The sequence below is a fragment of the Pelotomaculum sp. FP genome (assembly GCF_004369245.1).
Taxonomy (GTDB): domain Bacteria; phylum Bacillota; class Desulfotomaculia; order Desulfotomaculales; family Pelotomaculaceae; genus Pelotomaculum_C; species Pelotomaculum_C schinkii.
On record NZ_QFGB01000004.1, the window covers coordinates 75765 to 101040 of the forward strand.

At 46.7% G+C, this 25276-nt stretch carries 23 protein-coding genes; 21 read left to right on the plus strand and 2 right to left on the minus strand.

Features of this window, described 5'->3' with window-relative positions; translation table 11 throughout:
- Window positions 1-114: 114 nt before the first annotated feature.
- Entirely contained in the window at window positions 115-1110 is a 996-nt protein-coding gene (locus Psfp_RS02865; RefSeq protein ID WP_243120443.1) for an RNA-guided endonuclease TnpB family protein, read from the minus strand.
- A 686-nt stretch (window positions 1111-1796) separates the two neighbouring features.
- Window positions 1797-3035: an IS110 family transposase gene (locus Psfp_RS02870; protein ID WP_134217047.1), complete on the minus strand. Its 1239-nt coding sequence runs from the start codon at window positions 3033-3035 to the stop codon at window positions 1797-1799.
- A 713-nt stretch (window positions 3036-3748) separates the two neighbouring features.
- Here Psfp_RS02870 and Psfp_RS02875 point away from each other — a divergent pair.
- The 21 genes from Psfp_RS02875 (at window position 3749) to Psfp_RS02975 (ending at window position 25178) form a co-directional block, all read left to right on the plus strand.
- Window positions 3749-4891 carry an isochorismate synthase gene (locus Psfp_RS02875; RefSeq protein WP_134217048.1) on the plus strand — a complete coding sequence of 381 codons (1143 nt, stop codon included), beginning with the start codon at window positions 3749-3751 and terminating at the stop codon, window positions 4889-4891.
- A gap of 15 nt (window positions 4892-4906) precedes the next feature.
- A complete protein-coding gene (gene menD / locus Psfp_RS02880; protein WP_134217049.1) occupies window positions 4907-6565 on the plus strand; it encodes a 2-succinyl-5-enolpyruvyl-6-hydroxy-3-cyclohexene-1-carboxylic-acid synthase in 1659 nt (552 codons plus the stop codon).
- 23 nt (window positions 6566-6588) lie between these two features.
- Window positions 6589-7380 (plus strand): 2-succinyl-6-hydroxy-2,4-cyclohexadiene-1-carboxylate synthase, encoded by a 792-nt coding sequence (gene menH, locus Psfp_RS02885; RefSeq protein ID WP_134217050.1) that lies wholly within the window; start codon window positions 6589-6591, stop codon window positions 7378-7380.
- A 26-nt stretch (window positions 7381-7406) separates the two neighbouring features.
- The gene (gene menB / locus Psfp_RS02890) at window positions 7407-8249 is read left to right on the plus strand and encodes a 1,4-dihydroxy-2-naphthoyl-CoA synthase (protein WP_134217051.1); all 843 of its coding nucleotides are present in this window, start codon (window positions 7407-7409) and stop codon (window positions 8247-8249) included.
- 14 nt (window positions 8250-8263) lie between these two features.
- Window positions 8264-9619: an o-succinylbenzoate--CoA ligase gene (gene menE / locus Psfp_RS02895; protein WP_134217052.1), complete on the plus strand. Its 1356-nt coding sequence runs from the start codon at window positions 8264-8266 to the stop codon at window positions 9617-9619.
- Window positions 9609-10718 carry an o-succinylbenzoate synthase gene (menC, locus tag Psfp_RS02900; RefSeq protein WP_134217053.1) on the plus strand — a complete coding sequence of 370 codons (1110 nt, stop codon included), beginning with the start codon at window positions 9609-9611 and terminating at the stop codon, window positions 10716-10718. Before menE ends, menC begins: the two co-directional genes overlap by 11 nt.
- A gap of 1 nt (window position 10719) precedes the next feature.
- Entirely contained in the window at window positions 10720-11154 is a 435-nt protein-coding gene (locus tag Psfp_RS02905; RefSeq protein WP_192895241.1) for a PaaI family thioesterase, read from the plus strand.
- A 337-nt stretch (window positions 11155-11491) separates the two neighbouring features.
- On the plus strand, window positions 11492-13147 hold the full coding sequence (locus Psfp_RS02910) for a spore germination protein (RefSeq protein WP_205079453.1): 1656 nt from the start codon (window positions 11492-11494) through the stop codon (window positions 13145-13147).
- Between the two features lie 60 nt (window positions 13148-13207).
- Window positions 13208-13441, plus strand: coding sequence for a hypothetical protein (locus Psfp_RS02915; protein ID WP_134217055.1), 234 nt, complete (start codon window positions 13208-13210; stop codon window positions 13439-13441).
- Window positions 13442-13463: 22 nt separating this feature from the next.
- Window positions 13464-14579, plus strand: a complete 1116-nt coding sequence (locus Psfp_RS02920; RefSeq protein WP_134217056.1) for an endospore germination permease — start codon at window positions 13464-13466, stop codon at window positions 14577-14579.
- Window positions 14576-15814 carry a Ger(x)C family spore germination protein gene (locus Psfp_RS02925; protein ID WP_134217057.1) on the plus strand — a complete coding sequence of 413 codons (1239 nt, stop codon included), beginning with the start codon at window positions 14576-14578 and terminating at the stop codon, window positions 15812-15814. Before Psfp_RS02920 ends, Psfp_RS02925 begins: the two co-directional genes overlap by 4 nt.
- A gap of 364 nt (window positions 15815-16178) precedes the next feature.
- Window positions 16179-16862 carry a (d)CMP kinase gene (gene cmk, locus Psfp_RS02930; RefSeq protein ID WP_134217058.1) on the plus strand — a complete coding sequence of 228 codons (684 nt, stop codon included), beginning with the start codon at window positions 16179-16181 and terminating at the stop codon, window positions 16860-16862.
- Window positions 16859-17437 (plus strand): lysophospholipid acyltransferase family protein, encoded by a 579-nt coding sequence (locus tag Psfp_RS02935; protein ID WP_134217059.1) that lies wholly within the window; start codon window positions 16859-16861, stop codon window positions 17435-17437. Before cmk ends, Psfp_RS02935 begins: the two co-directional genes overlap by 4 nt.
- 85 nt (window positions 17438-17522) lie before the next feature.
- Window positions 17523-19523: a bifunctional 4-hydroxy-3-methylbut-2-enyl diphosphate reductase/30S ribosomal protein S1 gene (locus Psfp_RS02940; protein ID WP_134217060.1), complete on the plus strand. Its 2001-nt coding sequence runs from the start codon at window positions 17523-17525 to the stop codon at window positions 19521-19523.
- Between the two features lie 131 nt (window positions 19524-19654).
- Window positions 19655-20443 carry a DUF1614 domain-containing protein gene (locus Psfp_RS02945; RefSeq protein WP_134217061.1) on the plus strand — a complete coding sequence of 263 codons (789 nt, stop codon included), beginning with the start codon at window positions 19655-19657 and terminating at the stop codon, window positions 20441-20443.
- Complete coding sequence (gene spoIIP, locus Psfp_RS02950; protein ID WP_134217062.1) at window positions 20430-21728, plus strand: stage II sporulation protein P; 1299 nt, start codon at window positions 20430-20432, stop codon at window positions 21726-21728. Before Psfp_RS02945 ends, spoIIP begins: the two co-directional genes overlap by 14 nt.
- A 14-nt stretch (window positions 21729-21742) precedes the next feature.
- The gene (locus Psfp_RS02955) at window positions 21743-22663 is read left to right on the plus strand and encodes a YIEGIA family protein (protein WP_192895242.1); all 921 of its coding nucleotides are present in this window, start codon (window positions 21743-21745) and stop codon (window positions 22661-22663) included.
- A complete protein-coding gene (locus tag Psfp_RS02960) occupies window positions 22660-22851 on the plus strand; it encodes a hypothetical protein (protein WP_134217063.1) in 192 nt (63 codons plus the stop codon). Before Psfp_RS02955 ends, Psfp_RS02960 begins: the two co-directional genes overlap by 4 nt.
- Entirely contained in the window at window positions 22851-23465 is a 615-nt protein-coding gene (locus Psfp_RS02965) for a DUF3189 family protein (protein ID WP_243120444.1), read from the plus strand. Before Psfp_RS02960 ends, Psfp_RS02965 begins: the two co-directional genes overlap by 1 nt.
- Entirely contained in the window at window positions 23350-23778 is a 429-nt protein-coding gene (locus tag Psfp_RS02970; protein WP_192895243.1) for a DUF3189 family protein, read from the plus strand. Before Psfp_RS02965 ends, Psfp_RS02970 begins: the two co-directional genes overlap by 116 nt.
- 53 nt (window positions 23779-23831) lie before the next feature.
- Window positions 23832-25178: a DUF512 domain-containing protein gene (locus Psfp_RS02975; protein WP_134217065.1), complete on the plus strand. Its 1347-nt coding sequence runs from the start codon at window positions 23832-23834 to the stop codon at window positions 25176-25178.
- Window positions 25179-25276 lie beyond the last annotated feature (98 nt).

A 25276-nucleotide genomic window follows, 5' to 3' on the forward strand; every position in this document is an offset into this window, starting at 1 on the left:
TAGCCTCATCCACAAAGGATGCTTTCCTTCCTGCCGATTCTCCCGACAACAATGGTACCAACGGCTTTTGCCTCCCATCGGGCCCGGTTCCAGGCTTCTACTACTTTCTACTTCTCACGAAGCAGGCCGTAGATACTTGATGTTTTCGACACTCCAATCCAGTGTTCGAATCTCGCCATATTTGTGCTTGGCGTAGATATTCCTTGCGCCATGCACATCCCGATGGCATATGTACCCGCAATGACACTGATACGTCCTGCCGGAAGGCTTTTTCTTCCGACCACAGACAGGGCATGTCTGCGTAGTATAACTCTCATCAATCTTGATCAGGTCGATACCAAGAGCAGCCAGCTTGTATGTAAGATAAGCCAGCAACAACCCGAATGGCCATTGGCTCATCTTTTGGTTTAATCCGCGGGAATGACGTTTCTGCTTAAGGTTTTTCTTATTGCGCCTGGACGTGTTCCTTTGCACGCCCTCTACGTTGCCGACTACGGCCGTTTTGACCCCCTGGTCGTTGGCCCAGGCGACAAACTTGTGGCTCATCTTGTGCAAAATGTCCCGCTGCTGGTTGTCCGTCTTGCTGCCTATGCGAGCAATGGCACAGGTGTATTTCTTCCACTTCCGGCTGCCTTTTTTGCACCGGCTGCGCTTTTGGTATATTTCCTTGAATTTCTTGTTGCGCAGCCGTTTGACACTGCGCAGTTTCCGGGATGTGACAACCAACGCCTCACCCGTGTCGGCTACAGCGGCAATCCCATGAATTTCGCCCATATCGATGGCGGCGATGCCTCGATTGAGGTTTTCCCGGGGCTGGGTACCATCATCGTAGCTTATCGCCAGTGTCAGCTTGCGGTCCCAGACAAGTTCAATCTCTTTGACTTTTCGTGGAGGGATGCGGTGGACGTGAACAATGATAGGTTTCTCCCGTTTACCGTTGTGGATGCCCATGGATAGCTCGATCTTGCCGTTAGGCTGGATGGTGAAACCGTCTTTTTTCCACCTGGTCGGGTAATTCTTTTTCTGCCGCCATGGGTAGCGGACATGTCCATGCCCTGCTTGTTTGGCTCTGTTGGCGTTGGTCCTGGCATCCAGGTAGCGTTCCTGCACAGCTTGGATACTCTGGCTATGCAGATAATACCGACCCTTAGTAAGTTTTGCAAGTCACTCTTGCCGATCCACTTACCGTTGGTTTTGTGGTATTCCCTGGCATAGTTGAGGCAGTCGTTCCATGCTTTTGCCGATTCCCGGTTGCAGGCAAACAATCTGTCCATTTCGTGTTTTGATGTTCGGAAAGTGGTCTTAAGAACGCGTATCATAGCTTTTCACCTCTTTTTATCGCGTATTGACCACTTTCATTGTACCACAAAATGCCAGCGATTGAAACATATGTTCTGGGACAGTAACCGGCATTCATCCCCCACTTTGGAAGTGGGGATCTTCTGCCGAGACGTCCTATGTCAATGTGAAAATAAGCAGGCGGTAAAAGATTAAAAATTCAGAAATCTCAACTGGGTTTTAACCTTGAAAACATTTCTTAATTTTGGAAACAAAAGAATGATTTAACAGATGAACAAAGCAGCGGCCTTGACATCCACCCCGCGTGTGGTCCAGGTAAACCAACGACAGGGCGGCTCCGGAGACATGTAACTGGATTATAAGCCCTCGTCAGCAACCCATTGTACCACACGCAGGGCGCCCCCGTCTGTCAAGACTTCCCTTGCGGCGCTGCTTTGATTTAATAAAACTCCAGAGCTCACCAGAAACATGATTAAAGGACTCCGAGGAAAGCTTTTCTAAGCCGCTGTAGAAGCTTTGTCAGCGTCTGGTTTTTGCGGGTAACTATAAGCACATTTATCACGCATAAGCACAAAGATGATATCGCACAACCGCCGCATTAAACAGATTAGTGCCTCTTTCTTGGTTTTACCTTCCGCTACTTTTCTAATGAAATAGTTGCGGGCTACAGGGTTTCGTGGCTGGCCTTTACGATCTAAGCAAATCTGGTTGAGAGCGATCTGGTAAAGCACTGTATTTAAACTACGGCGACCACCCTTAGACTTTTTAAATCGTTTCTTTTGTCCAGAACTTTTTTTGATGGGCGCCACGCCTGCGTAGCGGGCCAGTTTAGCGGATGAAGCAAACCGGGAAATGTCCTTAATGTTAGCAATTAGGGCTGCTGCAGTGATTGTATTGATGCCGTCCATAGTCTCCAGTTGAAGACCAGTTTGCTCAATAAGTAAAGCTAACTTTTCTTCAACTATCGAGAGCTCTTTTTTCAGCAACCATAGGCGCTCAACCAAACTACTAATAATAAAATCACGGGTTTGTTGGGGTAGAGATGGGTTATCATCCCGGTTTATCAGGGAAAGTATCTTTTCCGCTTTTTTCGTAGAAACCCGGTTATTGCTGTGCTTACGCAGGAAAGAAGCTAGACGGGTAACACCAATATTTTTAAGGTGTTCAGATGAAGGGAAGCGATGCCAAAAAACTAATGCAGCTTGGCCGAAAGGGTCTTTGAAAAACTGCCGGTAGTTTGCATACTGCTGGTGTATGGCAGCATGGAAGCGGTTTTTTACCTGGGTTTGCTCCTTCACCAAATGCTCGCGGTGATAGACTAACTGGGCAATAGCCAGGGGTAATTCATCTGCCCTGGCGTCAGGTAACTCATCAAAGTCATTGATCAGTACCTTGGCGACAGCCTTGGCATCATCGGGGTCAGACTTGTCAGGGTGTGGAGAGCGATTACGTTGGCGATCCGACCGAATAGAGTTAACCTCTTTAACTACATACCCGGCTTTTAAGAGAAACACTGCCAGAGCATGCCCCAGTCCACCCGTATCCTCAAGCCCAAATACCGGCGTTAAACCATTGGGTGTTGAGGCCAGCACCTGCTCCAAAAAAGCAGGAAAGGCAACTGGGTTATTGGAAGTTTCAATTACCTCTAAAGTCTTATGCCAGCAATTACAAACCGCCGCAGTATGCTGGTCCTTATGGGTATCTACGCCGACAAACACATGCTGCTGGTGCTCCATAAGGAACAACTCCTTTAAAAAAATATTTCATCACCAGTCGGGCTCTACTGTTTTAGCGTTCTAGCGCAACGTCCTATTAACCGCATCTGGTGATAGAAGGCGGACGGGCGGTAGTCTCGGCAAGAGCTTGTACCCGTGAATATGGGCCCGCAAGAGATGATAAAACCTTACCCGTCCACCAAACTTTGTTAAATTTCTCTCCCCTGCAGTAAAAACAAAAAGGTAAGGCCGGTTCCTCAAAAAAGCGTGTACTCGTAAAGAGCCCGCAAGGGAGATAACCTTACGCCTTACCCAATACCGTAGTTTAACAGAAGTTTAGGCGTAAGTCCAGTTTATAATTTTGACACTGCTTCTAAATTCAAAATAACACAGTAGAGATGATAAATTGTTTCTGAAATAATTAGGTGAAAAAATGAATGGTGATTCAGTTATTTGAAGGAAAAGCCCTTGTCCTTATCGAAATATATGGTTGGTTACGATACCTGGAGGAGGCCTTTGATCATGCATTACTAAAATGTTATGCACTGATGCCTCAGGTTTAACACCTACAGACAGGAAGGACAGGCTATTAAGTTTCTGAACTTCGAAACCGGCTGGATATATGGGTCGCTTTCCTAATTAATACCTCTACCATTCCCGCCGGTGGCCAGTACGCCGGTTTTTTTGATCTAAGTAGCAACAGCTATTGTTCAATACATTCGGAGATGTATACTTTGAAATATCAGAAAACAGAAGTTAAGTTAGATAACTCACTTTCGTTCTGGAAGCATTTTGACAAAGAAGAGCGTGTTTTATTTTATAATCCGTTAAATAATGAGCTTATTATTGGAGCTAAACGCTTAAAAACCTTTGGGCAAGAAGAAAACTACAACAACTATTTATATGTATTTTCTTCAAGGACTTTCTTTGACTCAGTTAAAGATCAAAAGTGGGCAGAGTTTGGGAATGAAACGGTTGCTTTTGAATATTATCTTGTTGAAAAAAAAGGCAAGCAGACTCTTTATTACTTTGAAGATTTAGTGGAGATAGAAAATCTGAAAATAAAATCCAATGAACATTTTTACAATATTTCAGCAGATGATTATGAAGAATGGAAGGAACTATTTGCAAATGTATATTATGAAATTTCATCTCGAAAGGTAAATAAAGTTGTTATTTCGCGAGAAGTTAAGATTGTGTGTGAAACTTTGGTGAATACAGAGAGTGTATTAAAAAATCTTTTAGAAAAAAACCAAAACAGTTTTATTTTTGCGTATTTCAAGAACGGTAAAACTTTTCTGGGTGCGACCCCGGAGATCTTGGTTCAAAAGGAAAAGGATAATATTATAAGTTATGCTTTGGCAGGGACAATTTTACGAAATGATGAAGATGATGAGTTGCAAAAGATGATGCTGCTCAATGATAGAAAGAATCGTTATGAGCATCAAATAGTGATTGATAAAATAGCGGATGTGATGAAACAATATATCAGAGACGTTATAATTGATGAAATAAAAATTTTGACACTTAAAAATTTACACCATCTCCAAACACGTATTTATGGTAAGGATAATAGTACATTATCTGAATGGGTAACTCGATTACATCCTACTCCTGCTTTAGGAGGAAATCCTGCGTATAAAGCGTTGGAAATAATAAAAAAGTATGAAAAACATGAGAGAGGATTGTATGCCGCTCCAATTGGCATTATGGATGAAAATGGGGATGGAATTTTTGTGGCGGGAATACGCTCGGCACTCATTTGTAAAAATATGGTTTTTGCCTACACAGGTGGTGGTATAGTAGATAAATCAGAGTGTGAAGCTGAATATATCGAGACAAATAATAAATTAAAAACGATCATTGAAAGTTTATAATAAATGGGGATAGAAATGACGAACTATATTGCGGCGTTGGTAGATGAATTATATAAATTGGGTGTGCGTGAAGTTGTAATTAGTCCTGGTTCACGATCGACTCCATTATCCATATTGTTTTGTGAGCACCAATTTAAAATATTTTTAAATATCGATGAACGTTCCGCGGGTTTTTTCGCACTGGGTATTGCTAAAGAACATGAAAGACCTGTTGTGTTAGTTTGTACTTCAGGTTCTGCTGTAGCGCATTATTTGCCTGCTATTGTTGAAGCAAAGTATTCAAGAGTCCCTTTAATTGTTTTAACTGCTGATCGGCCTCATGAATTACGCCATGTCGGTGCGCCTCAGGTAATTGATCAGAATAAGATCTTTAACGATTATACAAAATGCTATGAAGAATTAGCTCTGCCTGAAGAAACAGAAAGCATGTACCGGTATGTCCGTGTGGTGATGCGAAAGGCATATGCTAGTGCTATGTCAAAAGAATATGGCGTGGCTCATATCAATGTACCGCTGCGTGAACCTTTAATCCCGGATTTAAGTAAGCTGGATTTTACCGCAGGCCAGACAAAAGATAAGTTTGAATTGATACAAAAAGAAGGGACTATTTCTTTTAATGATTTGGTTTTCCAAAATAAGAACGGGATCATCATTTGTGGCGGAGACGCTTACGCAGATTATCACAATGATGTGTTGGAATTAGGAGAACGGTTAAAAGCGCCGGTATTGGCTGATCCTATTTCAAATTTTCGAAATTATTCAAATGCTATTATCATTGATAGTTATGATGCCTTTTTAAAAAGTTATTTAATTAATAAAGAACTAAAGCCTGAATTCATCATTCATTTCGGGCAAGCTCCGGTATCCAAGCGTTTGCACCGATTTTTGTCTATGCACCAGGATGTATTATATTGTCAAGTGGATCAAACATTTCAATATCGAAATCCATCTCTTTCTACGGATAAATTCATTATCTCATCGCCAGGATTGTTTGCCAGGTCGATTCAAATTAAAAATAGAAACACGGAATATTTATCCAAGTGGCAAAACTATCAAAAACAAATGCGTAAACAGATAAGATATGCCAGAGATGAAAGCGGCATCTTCGAAGGTAAATTGATTCAAATGCTGCAGGCTATACTGCCGGAGGAAAGCAGGTTAGTTGTTGCCAATAGCATGGCAATTCGTGACGTAGATTACTTCTTTGAAGCTTGCGATCAAAATATTAAAATATTAGGCAACAGAGGAGCAAATGGAATCGATGGCGTTGTTTCAACTGCCTTGGGTATATCTATATCTAATAAACCAACGGTTCTGTTAACAGGTGATTTATCGTTCTACCATGATTTGAATGGATTATTAATTGGCATAACACATAAATTGAATTTAGTGATTGTTTTGTTGAATAATGATGGCGGAGGAATTTTTAAATATTTGCCGCAAAGTAACGAGAAGCATTTTGATTATTTATTCCTAACTCCTCATGAAATGAATTTTGCTGGGCTAAAAACCTTATACGGTGTAACCTATTTTAAACCACAGAGTTATGATGAGTTTGAACATGACTTAAAGGAAGCACTAACTTTAAAAGGAATTAAGCTAATCGAGGTAAAAATTGATTTAGATTTAAGTAAAGCATTACATGATAAATATACAATGTTACAGGAGTGGTGAACGGGTTTAAGGAGTATTGGAGTATGTTCATTACAATTAATAAAATAAGATATCACCTTGAAATAAGAGGTACAGGAAAGCCAATAATCTGTTTGCATGGTTTTTCGGAAAACTTAAGCACCTGGGAATCGATACAATTAGCGGACCATCAAATGATTTTGATAGATTTGATCGGACATGGAGAAAGTAAAAAACCTTATTCCAGGCAAGCTTATTACTGGAAAGTAATAATCAGGGATTTAAATAAGCTCTTTTACAAATTAGGCATCAGAAAATACTCGCTGTTGGGCTATTCTATGGGTGGACGAATTGCCTTGGCCTATGCCCTGACTTATCCTCAAGAGATAGACAAACTTATTTTGGAAAGTGCATCTTATGGGGAATGTGGGTTAATCAAGCGGTTAAAACGACGCAGAAATGATTTGAATCTGGCAAAAAATATCCGGCGAAATGGAATAGAATGGTTTAACCGTTACTGGTCCGGATTGGACATATTTACCACACAGACCCTGTTACCCAAAGCTATTATCGATCAAATAAGTGAAAGACGTTTATTGAATATCCCTCATGCCCTGTCAAATAATTTGCTGGGCAGTGGACAAGGGAAATTCCCATGTTTAAAAAATCAAATCTGTAAGCTGTCAATGCCTGTTCTATACATCAACGGGGAATACGACTTAAAATACGAGCATGTAGGTCTTGAGTTTAAAAAATTAAATTCAAATATAAAGCATGAAATAATCAAGGGCGTAGGGCACAATACGCATATTGAAAATCCTCATGCTTTTATTGCAGTTATAAAACAATTCTTATAAACAAATTTTACAGGGGGTTCTTGCTAATGAATAAGTTTCCTTGGGAAAAATTGAACCGAAAGTATAAGGATGTTATTTACGAAACATATAGCGGAATTGCCAAAATCACAATTAATCGTCCGGAAGTCCGCAATGCCTTCCGCCCCAAAACCGTGATGGAACTTATTGATGCTTTTACCATAGCCCGTGAAGATGACAAAATAGGGGTCATCATTTTAACAGGCGCCAACCATGGACAAGGTCAGGATAAAGAAGCCTTTTGCTCCGGTGGCGACCAGCGGGTACGCGGCCATGGGGGTTATGTGGGAGATGACCAGATTCCCCGGTTAAATGTTTTGGATCTGCAGCATTTAATACGCATTACACCAAAACCTGTTATTGCCATGGTCAATGGATATGCCATTGGCGGGGGACATGTACTGCATATCGTTTGTGATTTAACCATAGCATCTGAAAATGCTAAATTCGGCCAGACAGGACCTAAGGTGGGTTCTTTTGATGCAGGATATGGCGCTGGTTATTTAGCGCGCATCATCGGTCATAAAAAAGCACGCGAGATTTGGTATCTTTGCCGTCAATATACCGCCAGGGAAGCTCTTGAAATGGGATTGGTCAACACGGTTGTTCCCTTTAGCCAATTGGAAGAAGAGACGGTAAAATGGGCGAAAGAAATTTTAAAGCATTCACCTACCGCCCTGCGTTTCCTTAAAGCATCCTTTAATGCCGATACGGACGGTTTAGCCGGTTTGCAGCAGCTGGGCGGAGATGCGACTTTGTTATTTTACACAACAGAGGAAGCCAAAGAAGGACGGGATGCTTTTAAAGAAAAACGCAATCCTGATTTTCAACAGTTTCCTAAATTTCCGTAAATCCGGGTGGTAAAATGAACTGGCTTGAAAAACAATCCATTGAAAAACCAGATAAAAAATTCTTTAATAGTCTAACCTTTAAAGAAGTATATGAGCGTGTAACAGATTTGGCGAAAAGACTATATCTTTATGTAAAAAATCAGAGAAGAGTTGCTCTTTACTCCAATAACTCCGTGGACGTGGCTTTATTTTTTCTGGCATTGCAAGTTATGCAAATTGAAGTATTGATGCTTAATACGCGTTTAACAGATGAGGAGATAACGGAGCAATTAAAGACTTTAAACATAAAAGTTGTCTTTTCTCAAAATAAAAAATTTATATCTTTTCAGGAAGTTTATCAAAGTGATCAAAAAGAAGATATAAAATTAGCCGGAGAATTTAATCCGGAACAAATAGCTGTCATAATGAATACAAGTGCTACAACCGGTAAATTTAAATCAGTACCTTTGCGTTGGAAGCAGTTTTATGCCCATGTCGAAGCGTCGCAGAAGAGTGTGGGAATAAATGAAGAAGATAATTGGCTTATGGTATTACCCATGTATCATATTAGCGGTTTAACCATCTTACTGCGAAGTTTGTACAATGGGACAGCGGTTACTATTGTTGATAAATTTAATGAAGAACAAGTACTAAAATTGATTGGGGACGCTGCAATCAATATGCTGTCGATTGTCCCGACCATGTTAAATAGAATCATTGATCGAATAGAAAGACATAATTTGCGTGTAGTCCTGGTAGGCGGTGAATTTATTCCTGAACCACTGGTTGAAAAGTGTCTACGCAAAAATATTCCCATCTATAAAACCTATGGGATGACGGAGACCACAAGTCAGTCTGTAACTTTCTGTGTATTTAACTACCCTGAAAAAATTGATTCGGTCGGCGTACCGCTTGAGGAAGTAAGGATTTCTATTAAAAATCCTGATGAAGATGGAGCTGGTGAAGTCTTAATTAAAAGTCCGATGCTAATGGATGGATATCTTGGAATGGAAACCATCTCCGGTTTTTTCAATACGGAAGATATCGGGTATTTAGATGAGGACGGTTTTTTATATATCCTTGACCGCCGTGAAAATATAATTATTTCTGGCGGCGAAAATATTTACCCTCAAGAAATTGAAAATATTTTGTATGCGCATTCTGGGATATTCGAATGCGCAGTTATCGGTATGGAGGACAAAAAATGGGGACAAGTTCCTGTATTATTCGTTGTATCCTCATTGAATGAAGATGCAATATACAAATATCTTGTAAAGAAAATAGCTAAATATAAACTTCCGCAAAAAATAGTTTATTTGGACGAACTACCTAAAAATCCATCAGGCAAAATATTAAAAAAGGATTTATTAACGAGATACTATGTGGATTAAAAGTATAGAACTTTTTCAAATTAAAATGCCTTTGAATTTTACATTTAAAACTTCTCAAACCAGCTTAAACCACCGGGAGACAATTGTCATCAGAGCGGTAGATGAGCTGGGGAATACAGGATATGGGGAAGTTGTTGCCTTTAATGAACCGTTTTATAGCAGTGAATTGCTCATGGATTCGAAAAGCGTACTAATCAATAGTTATATCCCTTGGGTTGTTAATCGAGAAATAAAGCATCCATTTGAACTCCATAAATGGATTGACTTAACCTATCCAATGGCAATTGCCGGTTTGGAAAACGCGCTGTTGGATCTGTTCGCCAGGCGTCAACAGCAGCCTATTATGGATGTTGTTTTTGCTGAAGCAACCCATGATAGGATCGCTGCAGGCATTGTCCTGGGAGATTTGGATATTTCAAGCCTCATGCAACAAATAGATTATTTTCAGAAAGAAGGGTATATCCGCTTTAAAATTAAAATCAAACCGGAAGATGGATTTTTCAAATTAAAGTTAATTAAAGAAAAATACCCTGATCTTAAACTGCTGGCAGATGCCAACAGGAGCTATGAATTGCAGCAAATGCATGAATTAAAAAAATTAGATCAACTGGACTTGCTTTGTATCGAAGAACCACTGGCCTCAATGGATTTATTAGCCTATCAAAAACTACAGAAAGAGATAAAAGTCCCCATATGCCTGGATGAAAGCATTCAAACAGTGGATGATTTAAAGAAAGCCATTCAGTTACAAGCCTGCAAAGTCGTGAATTTAAAAATAGGCCGTATCGGTGGAATGTATTATGCCAAGCAAATGATTGAAATTTGCAGGGAGAATAATATTCTCTATTGGATAGGGAGTATGGTTGAGAGCGGTATTTCTAAAATATTACACGTTCATTTGGCAAGCTTAAAAGATACTTATATTCCCGGAGATTTAGCACCGTCCCGGCGTTACTTTCAAAAAGATATCATTAAACCTGAAATTATAGTTGAAAATGGCATGATTCAAGTACCAACAGGCTGTGGTTTAGGGGTGGAAATTGAAGAAAGTTCTTTAAATGATTATACGATTGATCACATCAGAATGGTTGGTGGATAGGATGAACCTGATTGATGGTTTAAATATCGAATATATTTGTGCGGGTACTGATAAACTTGAGGCTAAAATGAATTTAACCAACTTTCATAGTCAGGCCTTCGGGATTTTGCACGGGGGTGCACTTATTTCATTAGGAGAGACTGTGGCAGGCTATGCATCAAATCAAATAATAGACAAAGATCAAGCAGCAATCGGCCAGACCATTACTGCCAATCATATGAAATCGAAAAAGATAGAAGGTTATATCATAGCCAAAGGAAAACTCATGCATAAGGGAAAGACATCCCATGTTTGGGGTATTGAAATGTATGATGAAAATAATGTATTAATATCATATATGACAGTTGTGAATGCTATCATTAAGTTAAATAAAAGCCAAACGGAGGGCTTGCTGTCAAGTACTTTAAACACCCGGCAATTTGATGTTTTAGAATGAGTCAACGAAGAAAAAATATCCTTTCATGTGATCAAGACATGCGGATAGAAAATATAAAAAACGAGAAACACTAAAAGCCGCTTATTTCGCGGCTTTTAGTGTTCTCGTCTATATAGAAAACCACCTATATGCAGGTGGTTCCAAAGAGCTTTAGCCATGGTGTCATGGTTAGAGATTATGTTTTAAGAGATTCACATTATTCCTTGACTTTTATTTCAATGGAAGGTTTTAGCATAAACTGGACCTTTCTTGCAGAGAATATCATAGCTGTGGAAATAAATGCAACAAGCGGCGGCAATAGACAGTTACACCAATATGGTGCAGAAGGAGCATGGTTATGTTCCGCAAACCACGCAGACCGCAAACACTGGAAGAACGGAAACGGCAGCAAATAGATGCGAAACTGGCGGCTCTCCAACCCGGTTCTGAGGAACTGAACAATTCTTTCAGTTCAAATCTTGATGAGAATGTGTCTGTGTTCAAAAACCTGTTTGGCAACGCCAGCGACCTGTTGGTACGGGAGTTTAACTTTGGTGTACGCAAGGAGATCAGAGTAGCCTTGGTCTACATCGACGGGTTGAGCGACAGGAACTCGATTAACGAGGACATCCTAAAACCTTTTCTCTATCGTTCGCTGAGCGATGATCAGGCTCCTCTTCTGCCAGATAGTGCCTACCCTATGATCCGTGACTGGCTGATCACCTTTGGCAGCATCAAAGAAGCGATCAGGATCAACGAAGTGCTAGATTACGTGCTGACGGGCTGTGCGGCCCTCTTTATCGACGGGACATCCCAGGTCCTTGTTATAGTAGTCAAGGGCTGGAAGGCCAGGGCAGTGGAAGAAGCAAAGTCCGAGGCCTTTGTACGCGGTCCCCGGGATGCTTTCAACGAAACCCTCCGTACCAGTACAGCCCTGGTCAGACGGCGGCTCAAGACACCTCTGCTTCGTTTCGATACCCTCCAATTGGGGCGTCTGACTAAAACCGATATCTCCGTAGCTTATATCCACGGCCTCACCGACCCTGCCCTCAAGGATGAAGTAATCAGCCGTCTCAAAAGGATCGATACCGACGGGATTCTGGAATCCGGTTATCTTGAGGATTTTATCAAGGACAACCCCTGGACGCCTTTTTCACTCCTCGACCGTACCGAACGCCCTGACAGGGTCGCGGCGGCGCTAATGGAAGGCCGCGTTGCCATTCTAGTTGACACCACGCCCTTCGCCTTGCTTGTCCCGGCTGTTTTCAGTGAGTTTCTGCAGGCGCCGGAGGACTATTACGAGAGTTTTGACTTTATCCGCCCATTCCGGTGGCTGGGGCTAATTGCTGCCACATTTCTGCCTTCAGTTTATGTAGCCTTGAGTACTTATCACCAGGAAATGATCCCGACCGGTCTGGTTTTAAGCATGGCTGCCGGGCGGGAAGGAGTCCCCTTCCCGGCGGTAGTGGAAGCTCTCGCGATGGAAATATCCTTTGATTTTCTCCGGGAGGCAGGGGCCAGGATGCCCCGTTCGGTGGGGCAGGCGGTCGGTATCGTCGGGGCGCTCATATTGGGTCAGGCAGCTGTGGCAGCGGGGATCGTCAGCCCGATCATGGTGGTTATCGTTTCCGTGGCAGCGGTAGCCTCATTCATGATCCCCAATTACTCAGCCTCGTTTGCCATCAGGTTCATCCGCTACCCGTTTCTCCTGTTGGCGGGAGCCTTCGGCCTGCCGGGCATCTTCTGGGGTATACTGGTGCTTCTCTTACACCTGGCGTCGCTCAGGTCCTTTGGTATTCCCTACCTTTACCCGGTTGCTCCCGGCGCGCCGGGAGAGTGGAAAGATGTCTTCTTCAAAGCCCCCCGGTGGATGATGGACTTCAGGCCGAGCCTCTTACGCGCCCGCAAGCTCAGGCGGCAGGCGCCCGGCCAGATGCCCAAAGCGCCGCAAGAGTCCAGCGGGGAAGGGGACGATCCGCAGAGCGTTATGCCGGATAAAAAGAAGCGGGGTTAAGTGACGCTGTTAACTTATCCGGGGGCTGCAAGCCAGTGTAATTAAAGAGGTGATGGGCTGATGGTGTACTTTAATTTGCTATTAATCATTGTGATAGGGAGTGTAATAACCCTCTTGGAACTTCCCGGATTATTGCAACAGGAAAAGAGAGGCGAGTTGATCGCCTTCTGCTGTTTTCTCTTGATTGGTATAGCCCTGTCCGTGGCCATAACCCTGAAATTGCCGGTTCCTAACCCTACCAACGGCATCGAATTCGTCTTTCGCCCTGTCACAAGGTTATTTTATCCCGAATAGCAAACAGTATTGAGGTGAAAGAATGAGTTTGGAAAAAGGGAGGCTTTCCTCCCGCCAGGTCATGTTTTTGGTTGCAAACATGGTCTTCGCCACCGAGGTCCAGTTTGTCCCGGCTTTTTTAACCAAGTACGCCGGGCAGGACGCCTGGGTGGTGGTGTTGATTGTAACTGTTTTAGGGATACTCTTCGGTATCCCGATCATTTCCCTGGGCTTGCGTTTCCCTGGTAAGAACCCGGTCGAATACGGCATGGATCTCCTGGGCAAATGGGGGGGGCGGGTACTGGGCATGATCCTGAGCCTTTTCTTTTTCTTTGTGGCAGCTGCCGCAGTCCGTGAATTGGCCGACCATCTGGTTATCGCTGTCATGCCAAGAACCCCGCTGGTCGTCTTTATAGCTTTATATATGTTTGCGATAGCCTATGGGGTTTACCTGGGTTTGGAAGTATTCGCCAGAGCCTGTGAAATTCTCTATCCGCTTTTCCTGATAGCGCTGCTAACCGGTTCATTGTTTTTGTTCCCGGTGGCGAATTGGGAGCTGCTCAAGCCCTTCCTGGAGCACTCGCCGCTGGAACTGACGCGGGGCGCTGTTAATATGCTGTCTTTCTACGGTGAAGGCTTGGCCATCCTTTTTCTCATTCCGTACATGCGCCACCCTGAACAGGCGCCCGGCCTTAATTTAAAAATTACTTTACTATTAAACGTTCCGATACTAACAATGGTGATGCTGCAGATCGCCACGTTTGGAGATATAGAGAACAGCCGGATCCTTTTCCCCTCCTTTGAACTGGTCAAGATGATTAGTGTCGCCGGTTTTTTTGAGCGGGTAGAGGCATTTCTCCTGGCTTTTTGGGTAACGACGGTATGCCTGAAAGTGTCGCTTCTCTTTTACACCGCACTGATCGCCTTTGCCCAGTCGGTCAACTTAAGTGACCACCGCCCGCTGGTATGGCCCGGCGCAGTAATTCTGGCGGCATTTGCTACCCTAATATTTACCGATGTTGCCCAGGCCAGGGGGTTCCTTTCGACAACCTGGAATATCTTTGCCCTATCCGTTGAAATGTCAGTATTTATCCTTCTCTATATCCTGGCCCTGCTCAGGAAAAAAGGCGTACCTAAGACTGGGGAGACAAAAGAATGAAGAGACAGCTTGTGTCAAGGTGTATGGCAAAGCGGATCTATCTCTTTTTAATCATTATTTTGCTCGCAGGTATGTGCTCCGGCTGCTGGGACCGTGTTGAAATTGAACAATTGGCCTATGTCACTGCAGTGGGTATTGACAGTGCTGATTCTGACGGCGTGCTCGTCACCTTTCAGACTGTTATTCCCCGTATGCTCGGGAAATCGCAGGGTGGCGGCGGTGGGGGCGGTGGCGGCGGCGTGCCGGTCAAGCCGTATGCCAACTACAGTGTCCGGGCGCGCAATGTCAGCGACGCTGTGCGCATGTTTGAACTGAAGAACCCCCGTTCCGCCATGTTCAAGACGACTACAGTTATCATTATGGGGGAAGACGAAGCCCGTAAAAGTATGCTGCCGTCTCTGGATTTTTTTACCAGAAAACCCATGATGCGCCGCTCCGTCTGGGTCCTGGTGGCCAAGGGAAGAGCGGAGGATATCTTGCTTAAAGGGGAGCCCGAACCGGGAAGTTTTCCGGCTCAAACATTCAGATCAATATTCCAGCGCAGGCAGGAAGTGTCAGTGATTCTCCCGGTAAATTTCGGACAATTCTTAAGCAAGGTGGAGAGGTCGGGCATTGACCCGTTCATAACTGCTATTAAACTGGCGCCAGAAGTCAGCAGGGCAGCTGACGGCACTCGGGTAGAAAAACAGACCTTTGAGATTAGCAGCATGGGAGTCCTGAAGCTGGGCAGGCTGGTCTCTTTCCTTGAGCTGTCTGAATCCCGCGGTGTGGTCTGGATGGAAGGGAGGGCTGCAGGGGGCACCGTCACTGTTCCTGCAAACGCAGAGAAACCATGGGCCTCATTGTTGGTTTCTTCAGAAAGAAGCAAAATCACACCAATCATTACCGAGAATGGGTTTATATTCAACATCGAGATCGAGGTGGAAGGGTATGTATCCAGTGTGCAGAAGGGGGATATCGACCTCAACAAGCCCGACGATATGCGGCTGCTGGAACAGGAGGAGGAAAAAGCGATCTATCAGGAGGTCATGGCTGCTGTAAACAAGTCCCGGGAACTGCACAGTGATTTTCTGGGTTTAGGGGGAAAAATTTACGAAACGAACCCGAAGCTTTGGAAAGAGATCAATCAAACCTGGCGCGACGAATGGCTTCCCAACGTACAGACTGAAATCACTGTGAGCTGTAAGCTTACACGCACCGGTCTAACTGCAGAGCCGGTAAAACCCATTCCGTAGGGAAGCGCGAGCTTTAAATAACCTGGACCTATCAATAAAAGGTAAATAACTAATTGGGAATTCATAGTCTCGAGCACCAGTTCTATGAAGGGGCTTACCTGATAGGCGGAAAGGGCACCTACGTTGGTTGCTCCACTATGGACAACGGTTAAAGTTCGCGGTAAAAGGTCACCAGGGCAATATAAAAATTGAGTGAGTACTTCCCCCGTGTATTAATAAATATTCAGGTAGAATAATACAACCTGGAAGGGTATTCCTTTCAGGCTTTTTGTTTAAGATTTACAAAGGAGAAAAATTATATGCTGTCGAATAATCAAAGTTGCATTGTTATTTATAAATAATAGCTGCTTCTTGGAGGGGTTCCATGAATTGCAAACCCAACATAGCCATTGACGGGCCGGCCGGGGCCGGCAAAAGTACAGTTGCAAAGCTGGTTGCTAAAAGTCTTGGCTATTTGTATATAGATACGGGAGCCATGTATCGCGCCGTTACGTTAAAGGCGCTGCGTGACGGGGCAGACTTAAACGACCACGAAAAACTCGGCAGGCTGGCGTCGAATGTATTAATAAGTCTCAAGGCAGGCTCTGATGGAAATCTTACCGTGTTGATGGACGGAGAGGACGTAACTGAAGAAATTCGATTACCGGCTGTTTCGAACAGCGTCTCATTGGTGGCCAAAGTCCCGGCTGTACGCCGGAAAATGATTGAATTGCAGAAAGAAATGGCCGCGGGGGGCGGTGTTGTAATGGAGGGCCGGGATATCGGGAAGGTGGTATTGCCCGACGCCCGGATCAAGATTTACCTCACTGCCGCCACCGGGGAAAGGGCCAGGCGACGCTGGAAGGAACTGGCTGATAAGGGAATAAAAGTTAACCGGCGTCAAATCGAAGAAGATATCTGCAACCGGGATTTTATTGACACTTCAAGGGAAATGGACCCTTTAGCGCCGGCTGCGGACGCCGTCATTATCGACAGCACTTCCTGTACGGTAGAGGGAGTAGTTGACCTGATTGTGGCAAGGATAACGGGTGAAAGGAAGGAACGATGATTTTCAGTTTACTTAAAGCCGGCGCCAGGCTTGTCCTATTAGTGCTGAGGCGCTGGGAAATCCGGGGGGCGGAGAACCTTCCCGCCACCGGCGGGGTGGTGCTGGTGGCCAACCATGTCAGCTACTGGGACCCGGTTGCGATTATTTGTGCCTTTAAAAAACGCCAGGTTTTTTTTATGGCCAAGTATGAGCTTTTTAAGATACCCCTGGTCGGCTACGCCGTACGTTCGTCCGGAGCCTTTCCGGTACGCCGGGATGTGACCGACCGGAATGCTGTGAGGACGGCCTTACGTCTGCTCCAAGCAGGCGAAGTCGTGGGACTTTTCCCCGAGGGGACCAGGAGCCATACCGGGGATATGTTAAAGCCGCACCTTGGCGCCGCCATGATTGCTCTTAAGGCGGGAACCCCGATCGTGCCGGTTGCCGTAAGTGGGACCAGAGGTGTGTTTAGCAAGATAGCGGTCCATGTGGGCAGTCCTATCCGCTTTCAGTCCATGACAAAGGCAACCAAGGAAGATCTTGAAATTATCAGCGACCGGATTATGGACGAGATTGCCCTGCTGCTCGGGAGCTAAACGGATTTTTCTGAAAATATATGGCGATAGGAAGGAAATTCGCGTACCTTATCGAATATTTCCACGATGGATAAAAGGTGATTTTATGGAAGTGAGGGTAGCCTCAAAAGCCGGTTTTTGCTACGGTGTCAAAAGAGCCATTGAGATGTCCAAGGACACCGTCCGCAACAGGCCTGGCCCGGTCTTCTCCCTGGGGCCACTAATTCACAACCCTCAGGTAGTTGCCTACCTCGGAAAATTGGGAGTTAGGGAAATTAATAATTTAGGGGAGATACAAGAAGGCACGCTTATCATTAGGTCTCATGGGGTAGGTCCAGCCTTGTTAAACGCCGCCCAGGAGCTCGGGTTGGACATTGTTGACGCAACCTGTCCCTTTGTCCGCAGGACCCAAGTCGTTGCCCGTGACCTGATGACCAAAGACTACCAGGTGGTGATTGTGGGTGATAAAAACCACCCGGAAGTACAGGGAATCATGGGTTGGGCCAATGGCAAGGCGGAGGTCGTGGAAAATCCCTGGGAAGCAGGTCTCGTAAAGGCACGGGGAAAAAAGATAGGGGTGTTGGCCCAGACGACCCAACACATGGAAAACTTTAACGCTGTTGTGGAGACCCTGGAAAAAACCGGGTCGGTTGTCCAGGCCTGTAAGACCATCTGCAGCGCAACATCTGAGCGCCAGAAAGCTGCCCTTGAGCTAGCCTGTCAGGTTGATGTGATGATCGTGGTAGGAGGCGCTGACAGCGCCAACACGAGAAAACTGGCCAGCCTCTGCCGTGCCTGTGGTACGACAACTTACCATATCGAGGAGGCGGGTGAACTTGATCCGGCGTGGTTCCGGGGTGTGAAGGCAGCAGGGTTAACAGCGGGTGCGTCTACACCTGACTGGATAATAGAGGAGGTTAAGAAGCGAATGAGTGAGATTGAAGAACTGAACGGCTCTGAGGAAGGTATGAAGGACGCGGTTGAAGTCAAAGCTGTTCGGCACGGTGAAATTGTTACTGGTACGGTTGTCCACGTTGGCCAGGACGAGGTGATGGTGGATGTTGGAGCTAAGTCGGAAGGCGTTATTCCAATAAGGGAACTGTCCTGCTGTGAAGTTACCTCCATCCAGGATATCGTCCAGGTGGGGGATCAAATAGAAGTATACGTGTTGAAAGCAGAGGACAACGAAGGCAAGCTGATCCTTTCCAAAGAAAAAGCCGATGCCGAAAAAGCCTGGGCCGGACTTGAGGAAGCCCTTGAATCAGGGCAGCCTGTTGAGGGCACGGTGCGGGAAGTAGTAAAGGGTGGTCTTTTGGTGGATATAGGGGTGCGAGCTTTTCTACCTGCTTCCCTGGTCGACCGCGGTTATGTGGAAGATCTCTCCAAATACCTGGGACAGGTCATATCCTCGCGTGTGATCGAGATGAACCGGGCCAGGAAAAAGGTGATTCTGTCCCGCAAGGCGGTGCTGGAAGAGGATTTCGCCAAGCTGCGCCAGGAACTGCTGACCAACCTTGAGGAAGGTCAGGTTGTTAAAGGAGTGGTGCGGCGGCTGACTCAGTTCGGGGCTTTCGTAGATATCGGCGGGGTAGACGGCCTGCTGCACATATCTGAGATGTCCTGGCACCGCATCAACCATCCATCTGAAGTGGTCAAGGTGGGTGATGAGATTGAGGTTATGGTACTTAAAATAGACCGGGATAATGAAAAAATATCCCTGGGTTTAAAACAAGTCCTGCCCAATCCTTGGGACACAGTTGACCAAAAATACCCGGTGGGCAGCGTTGTTCCGGCAAAAGTAGTCCGCCTGGCTCCTTTTGGCGCCTTTGTGCAGTTGGAACCCGGTGTGGAAGGTCTGGTCCATATCTCACACCTGGCGGAAAGACATGTGGCCAAGCCGGACGAGGTGGTGTCCGAAGGAGAAGAGGTCAACGTCAAGGTCCTTAGCGTAGATCCTGCCGAGAAGAGAATTCGTTTATCTATAAGAGAGGTGTCCAGGGAAAAACAGGAGCGGGAATACCGTGACTATAACCATAAGAAAACTGAGGATACCGGAGATGTGGTTACCATAGGTGACATGGTGGGAGACTTGTTCGATAAGAAGTAAAAGGAATAATAAGTGAATAATTATAACTAAGTAACAACAATATGCAAAAGCGGCGGAAGCCGCTTTTGCATATTTTTTGGCCAAATGGGAAGTCTAACTTTGATATTTCCAGAACAAGGAGGCTGATACATTTGGAGGGTTTTCCCATAGGTATTATTATCTTAATCGCTGTTTCGGTGCTCATATATCTGGGTCTGGCCCAACGCGCCCTGGACCGGATGAGGCTTTCCGACCGGGGAGCCCTGGTTGTAATCGGAGCCATTATTTTGGGCAGCTTTATCAACATCCCCCTCCCTTTTCTACCTTTTAGGACCTCAATAAACGTTGGGGGGGCATTGGTACCCGTGGGGTTGGCGATTTACCTTCTGGTAAGAGCCGGCACCAGCAGGGAGTGGACCAGGTCTCTGGTGGGGGCGGTCATAACAGCTGTCGTTGTCTATATCATCGGATCCCTGATTAACGCCGGAACAACCATAGAACCTGCGGGACGCTACGCTATAATCGACGCCATCTACCTTTACCCCCTGGCCGGAGGTATCGTGGCCTACCTGCTCGGCAGATCCAGGAGAGCGGCCTTTATTGCCGCTACCATCGGTGTCCTGCTGGTCGATGTATTTCATTACATCTGGCTACTGAGTCAGAATGCCCCTGCCAACTATGCTGTCAGCATAGGCGGCGCCGGGGCTTTTGATACTATAGTCCTGGCTGGTTTTGTGGCCATCCTGCTGGCTGAAATCATTGGTGAATCTTTTGAAAGGCTTTCAGGTGGACCCAGCGCCAAGGGACGTCCTTCGGAACTGGTTAAAGGTTTGAAAAAGCCGGAGCTAAACGCGACGGGTACGCAAGGCGACAAGAACGTGGAACAAGATAGACTGGCGCAAGACGAAAGAAAGGTGGCTGACCTTGATGAACGGGAGTAAACTCAGAATCCTGTTTGGTACTCTGGGGGTTTTAGCTTTATTGTTGCTTGTAGCTTTTTATTCAACAGGGAGCCTCAGCCTGCGTCACGCCCTGGCTATGCCGAAGCTTTTTGATCGGGGCACGCCGGACCACCTGGTCGATAGGTTCACGACAATTGTTGATGAGCAAGGCGAAATGCTCAGCATGATGTCCCGCACGGTTTTTATAGGAGACCAGTTGTATACAGCCGAGGGCCGCAGTTACCGCATCGGCAGAGTCGAAGGAGATCAGGCCGAGGCGCAGTTTCTGGGGATGGATCCACAGATTGTCGCCTATAACGAATTGTATGGGAATCAGGTAGCGCCTGTCACGACCAACCTGGCGGAACAGAAGAATAGCGCAATCGCAATCTATCATTCACATACTGACGAGTCCTATGTGCCTTCGGACGGAACAGAGTCTATACCCTTTAAAGGGGGTATTTACCAGGTCGGCAAGGCCCTGGTCGATAAGCTGCAAGGCAGGGGGGTTACTGTAAACTACGACGAGACGCCCCATGACCCGCACGATAACAACGCTTATGTCCGCTCCCGCAGGACGGCCGCCAATTTAATGAAAAGCAACCCTGCCGCAATTTTCGACATCCACCGAGACGGAGTTCCTGACCCCTCTTATTACCGGGCTACGGTGGACGGCAAACAAATTGCCAAGCTGCGCCTGGTTGTAGGGCGGGAAAACCCCCGTATGGACGCCAATATGGACTTTGCCAAGCGTATGATGGCAGCGGCCAATAACATGCACAACCAGGTAGTAAAAGAAATTTTTGTCGGTAAGGGTGATTACAATCAGGATCTGACTCCAACGGCCCTCCTCATCGAGGCCGGCACACATACAAACACCAAGGAAGAGGCTGCCATGGGTATAGCTTTGTTTTCTGAGGCTGTACCCAATGTGTTGGGACTTGCCGCCGGTACGACCGGTAATCCTGCGGCGCAGGCGCCTGGCGCCGGCGGGAGGCCGGCGGGCGCTGCCGGGGGCGCCGGGAGAGCGCTTGCCTGGATCCTTGGGATCACTATAGTGGGTGGCGTTGGCTTCCTGCTGATCAGTTCCGGTAGTTGGGAAAATGCCAAGAAGCGTATTTCAGGTTTCGGACGGGAATTCACCAGCTTCTTTGGCCCGCGTCCCGCTGCCCGTAAAAATGTAAAACTGGAAGAAGCGCCTGGACACCGGAAAGGGCCGGAAGAACAGGACCCTCTTGCCAACAAGGCGCTTAAGGAAACTAAAGACGACATAACCAAAGACTAGGTTTGGGGGATAGCATGTCTAACTTAATACCCGAATACCTGCTGGTGATCCTGGCCGGTGTAGTAGCGGGGACCGTTACCAGGGTTATCCTGCTGCGCATTGACTACCGGCAGTACCCGGGTTACCCGCACGGCTACCTGGGCCACCTTTTCCTCGGGTTTATCGCTTCAGTTCTGGGGGCTGTGGCGATTCCGGCAATAATGAAACCGGATTTCGCCGCGGCCACCTTTTTGGCCCTGGCGGCGCAGCAGTTCCGGGAAATCCGTAATATCGAGCGACGCACCCTGGAAAGCCTGGAAAGAAGTGAACTGGTCAGAAGAGGTCTAGATTATATTGAGGGGATTGCCCGTACTTTTGAGGCCAGGAATTACCTGGTGATGGGAACTGCCTTTGTTACCAGCCTAGCGGCCCAGTTTGGCGGGCAGGCGGTGGCTTTTGTGGTCGCCATCCTGGCGGTTCTGTTTAGCAGATATTTCATGTCCGGCCAGGTAGTCGGCAGCATCTGTGAAGTGGTACCGGCCCGGATCAGCTTTAAGGGCGCTATTTTGATGGTAGACGAGATTGGCATCATGAATGTAGGTCTCAAATCAATGCGCGATAAAATTTTAAAAGATGGTCTGGCGGTTAAGCTTATCCCCAGGGACGGCAACGCCAGGTCCACTTTACATGATATCGGACAGCGCAATGCCATTGCCTTTACCGCGTCGGTCATCCTGGGTACCAAAAAAGACGTGGACACCCCGGAATTTACCCCACTGGCCAGAAAAAATCCCGATACAGGCGAAGTTGGGTTATATATCATGCCGGTTGAGCGGGACCTGGAGCAGCTTATCGCGGCGGTCAAGCTGACCCCTGTGCTGGAAAGCGCAAGGAGCAAACCGTTGAAGGCGGGAGCTTCAATAAAAGCAGCCAAAGAGCAGGTGAAATCCACATGAGTGAAGAGTCGGTTGGTACCATCCTGGCCATTGTAACACTGCAGATGAGTATGGTTGGCGAGGGCACACCTGTTTTCCTGGCTAGAGACGAGGAAGAGCAGCAAAAGGTTGCCAATTACCTGTCCAGAATACTTGACGCCAATGTCCACGACCTGGAAAACGGTTCATTAATTCTGGTAAAGCACTGATGAAGGTTATTTACCATTGTTATGGGGGTACTCATTCCTCGGTTACCGCCGCTGCTATACACCTGGGGATGTTGCCGGAAGACCGCGTTCCAGGACCGGAAGAGTTTTTGCAATTACCGCTTTATGACCGGCAGGATGCATGCGAGCACGGCCATATTTTTTTCATAGGGATCGATGAGTACGGGCATGAAGTTTACCTGACCGCCCGCCGCAGCCGGCCGGCAGTTCTGGAAAATGTCTTTGCCGGACTGGGGGGGATTTTTGGTATCCCCGCTTCAAGCTACTGCTTGGTCAACGCTATGAGCCAGGTCAATTGGATCATGATGTTTGGAGGATATCTTTCGCGGCGCTGGGGGTTAATCGGGGTGGGGCGGCCTATCGTGACCATGGGTACGCGGGTGGCTTACTTTAAATTGGTTGGTTTGGTTAAAAAAACCAAAGAAAAGTTGAGGGCGGATGGCGAAAAAAGTTCTTTATTTCAGCAACAGCCGCTTTCCCGTGGCGATTGTTGCCGGCGCTATTCATACAGGCCGGCTCCCGGCGGGGAAAGACCCGGGCGCCGTCAGTTTTCGGGAGCTGCCGTTTTTGAATATGCAAGACGGCGGAGAGGGTGAGATCTTTGTTATAGGCAAAGATGACCGTGGCAATGATATTTACGCTCTTTCCATAAAAGGGGAGCGTGGTATGCCCCATCGTTTGGTTGAAAGCTTTCTCCGGATCTATAAAATTCCTCGCGGCAACTTGCTTATGATCGACAGCGGGGTTGGCGACAACTTTTTTTTATTGGCAGGACGCCTTCTCAACAGAGCGGGCTTTCTCGCCGCTTTAGGGCGTTTTTTTACCTATACCGGTATCAAAAAAATGTATGGAGAACTGACCCGGCTGAGTGCTGGTGTTAGAGACGGCCTCGGAAAATCCCTTGACTAGATTCTGGAATTTTTAGATAATGGTTGTTAGAGCTAGGGGGGAGGTCGTCCCGTATGGAGGATCGGGGTTTGCTTATTGCGCAGGTCTTACCCGGGAGTATTGCCGCTGAAATGGATCTTGCGCCAGGGGACCGTTTAATCTCCATTAACGGGTCAGAGGTGCGGGATCTTATCGACTTCCGTTTTTTTGAGACTGAAGAAAACCTCACCATTGAGGTGATCACTGCAGCCGGTGAGGAGTGGGTCCTTGATGTTGAAAAGGACTACGACCAGGATCTGGGTTTGGAATTTGCAGACGGGGGGTTCGGGCGCACTACCTGGTGCTCCAACCAATGCATTTTTTGTTTTGTCGACCAGATGCCGCCCGCCTTGCGCAAGTCCCTCTATATCAAGGACGATGATTACAGGCTCTCCTTCTGGAGCGGTAATTTTATCACTCTTTCCAACGTTGGAGATGAAGAACTGGAGAGAATCGCCCGGCTCCGCCTGAGCCCCCTCTATATATCCGTCCATACCACCAACCCTGAGCTGCGTAGGGTTATGCTCGGTAATAAACGGGCCGGACTTATTCTGGAACAGCTGAAGTTTCTGGCTTCTGCCGGGATTGAGATGCACACTCAGATTGTGCTGTGTCCAGGCATTAATGACGGCCGGGAACTGGAAAACACAGTAAGAGATCTGGCCGGTTTGTGGCCGTCGGTCAGTTCCCTGGCGGTGGTGCCGGTCGGGTTGACGCAATTCAGGGAGTCCTGCTACCCGTTAAGAAATGTTACCCCTGCCGAAGCGCATCAGGTTGTCGAGTGGGTGGGTTTAAGGCAGGATGAGTTCCTGGCCGGTCTGGGCGACCCCTTTGTCTTTGTTTCGGATGAGTTCTACCTGCTGGCTGGAGAGCAGGTTCCCCCCTTAGATTCCTATGCCGGTTTTCCACAGCTTGAGAACGGGGTGGGTCTGGTACGCCTCTTTTTGGAAGAATGGGAGGAAGTCAGACAGGATCTGCCCCTGGAGATAGAGCCTCTAAAAGTAACCATTGCCACTGGAGTTTTGGGAGCTATCGTGCTGCGGCAGGTCGCGGCGGGACTAAATAAAATAAAGGGACTACAGGTTACCGTAAAAACAATAGAGAACACCTTTTTTGGAGAGCGGGTTACTGTAACCGGATTGGTCACGGGGCAGGACTTAATGGACCAAATTGATCCGCGAAAGATAGGCGACCTCCTGGTTCTCCCCGCGGTAATGCTGAAAGAGGAGGGGGAGCTCTTTTTAGATAGCCTCACTGTCGCTGACCTGGCGGAACGTTTAAAAACCAGAGTGGCCGTGGTCAAGGGGCCGCGCCAGTTGGTTGAGGCTCTGCTGGAAGGGCCGGAACACGCAGAGCTTTTTGTCGAAGACAGGGATTACTGAAATAATAATTTTAGGTTATCATGCGCCGCAGTGCAAGCGCGATTGGAATCGCACCCACATGAAAGCAGGCACAGTGAAGACAATGTGGGTGCGTTTTA

Coding starts and splice junctions, on each gene's coding strand:
- Psfp_RS02955 (WP_192895242.1), top strand. CDS start 21,743: ATGTCTAACTTAATACCCGAATACCTGCTGGTGATCCTGGCCGGTGTA.
- Psfp_RS02935 (WP_134217059.1), top strand. CDS start 16,859: ATGATTTTCAGTTTACTTAAAGCCGGCGCCAGGCTTGTCCTATTAGTG.
- Psfp_RS02910 (WP_205079453.1), top strand. CDS start 11,492: ATGTTCCGCAAACCACGCAGACCGCAAACACTGGAAGAACGGAAACGG.
- menE (WP_134217052.1), top strand. CDS start 8,264: ATGAACTGGCTTGAAAAACAATCCATTGAAAAACCAGATAAAAAATTC.
- menD (WP_134217049.1), top strand. CDS start 4,907: ATGACGAACTATATTGCGGCGTTGGTAGATGAATTATATAAATTGGGT.
- menC (WP_134217053.1), top strand. CDS start 9,609: ATGTGGATTAAAAGTATAGAACTTTTTCAAATTAAAATGCCTTTGAAT.
- Psfp_RS02915 (WP_134217055.1), top strand. CDS start 13,208: ATGGTGTACTTTAATTTGCTATTAATCATTGTGATAGGGAGTGTAATA.
- Psfp_RS02925 (WP_134217057.1), top strand. CDS start 14,576: ATGAAGAGACAGCTTGTGTCAAGGTGTATGGCAAAGCGGATCTATCTC.
- Psfp_RS02920 (WP_134217056.1), top strand. CDS start 13,464: ATGAGTTTGGAAAAAGGGAGGCTTTCCTCCCGCCAGGTCATGTTTTTG.
- menH (WP_134217050.1), top strand. CDS start 6,589: ATGTTCATTACAATTAATAAAATAAGATATCACCTTGAAATAAGAGGT.
- Psfp_RS02975 (WP_134217065.1), top strand. CDS start 23,832: ATGGAGGATCGGGGTTTGCTTATTGCGCAGGTCTTACCCGGGAGTATT.
- Psfp_RS02940 (WP_134217060.1), top strand. CDS start 17,523: ATGGAAGTGAGGGTAGCCTCAAAAGCCGGTTTTTGCTACGGTGTCAAA.
- Psfp_RS02905 (WP_192895241.1), top strand. CDS start 10,720: ATGAACCTGATTGATGGTTTAAATATCGAATATATTTGTGCGGGTACT.
- Psfp_RS02965 (WP_243120444.1), top strand. CDS start 22,851: ATGAAGGTTATTTACCATTGTTATGGGGGTACTCATTCCTCGGTTACC.
- menB (WP_134217051.1), top strand. CDS start 7,407: ATGAATAAGTTTCCTTGGGAAAAATTGAACCGAAAGTATAAGGATGTT.
- cmk (WP_134217058.1), top strand. CDS start 16,179: ATGAATTGCAAACCCAACATAGCCATTGACGGGCCGGCCGGGGCCGGC.
- Psfp_RS02870 (WP_134217047.1), bottom strand. CDS start 3,035: ATGGAGCACCAGCAGCATGTGTTTGTCGGCGTAGATACCCATAAGGAC.
- spoIIP (WP_134217062.1), top strand. CDS start 20,430: ATGAACGGGAGTAAACTCAGAATCCTGTTTGGTACTCTGGGGGTTTTA.
- Psfp_RS02960 (WP_134217063.1), top strand. CDS start 22,660: ATGAGTGAAGAGTCGGTTGGTACCATCCTGGCCATTGTAACACTGCAG.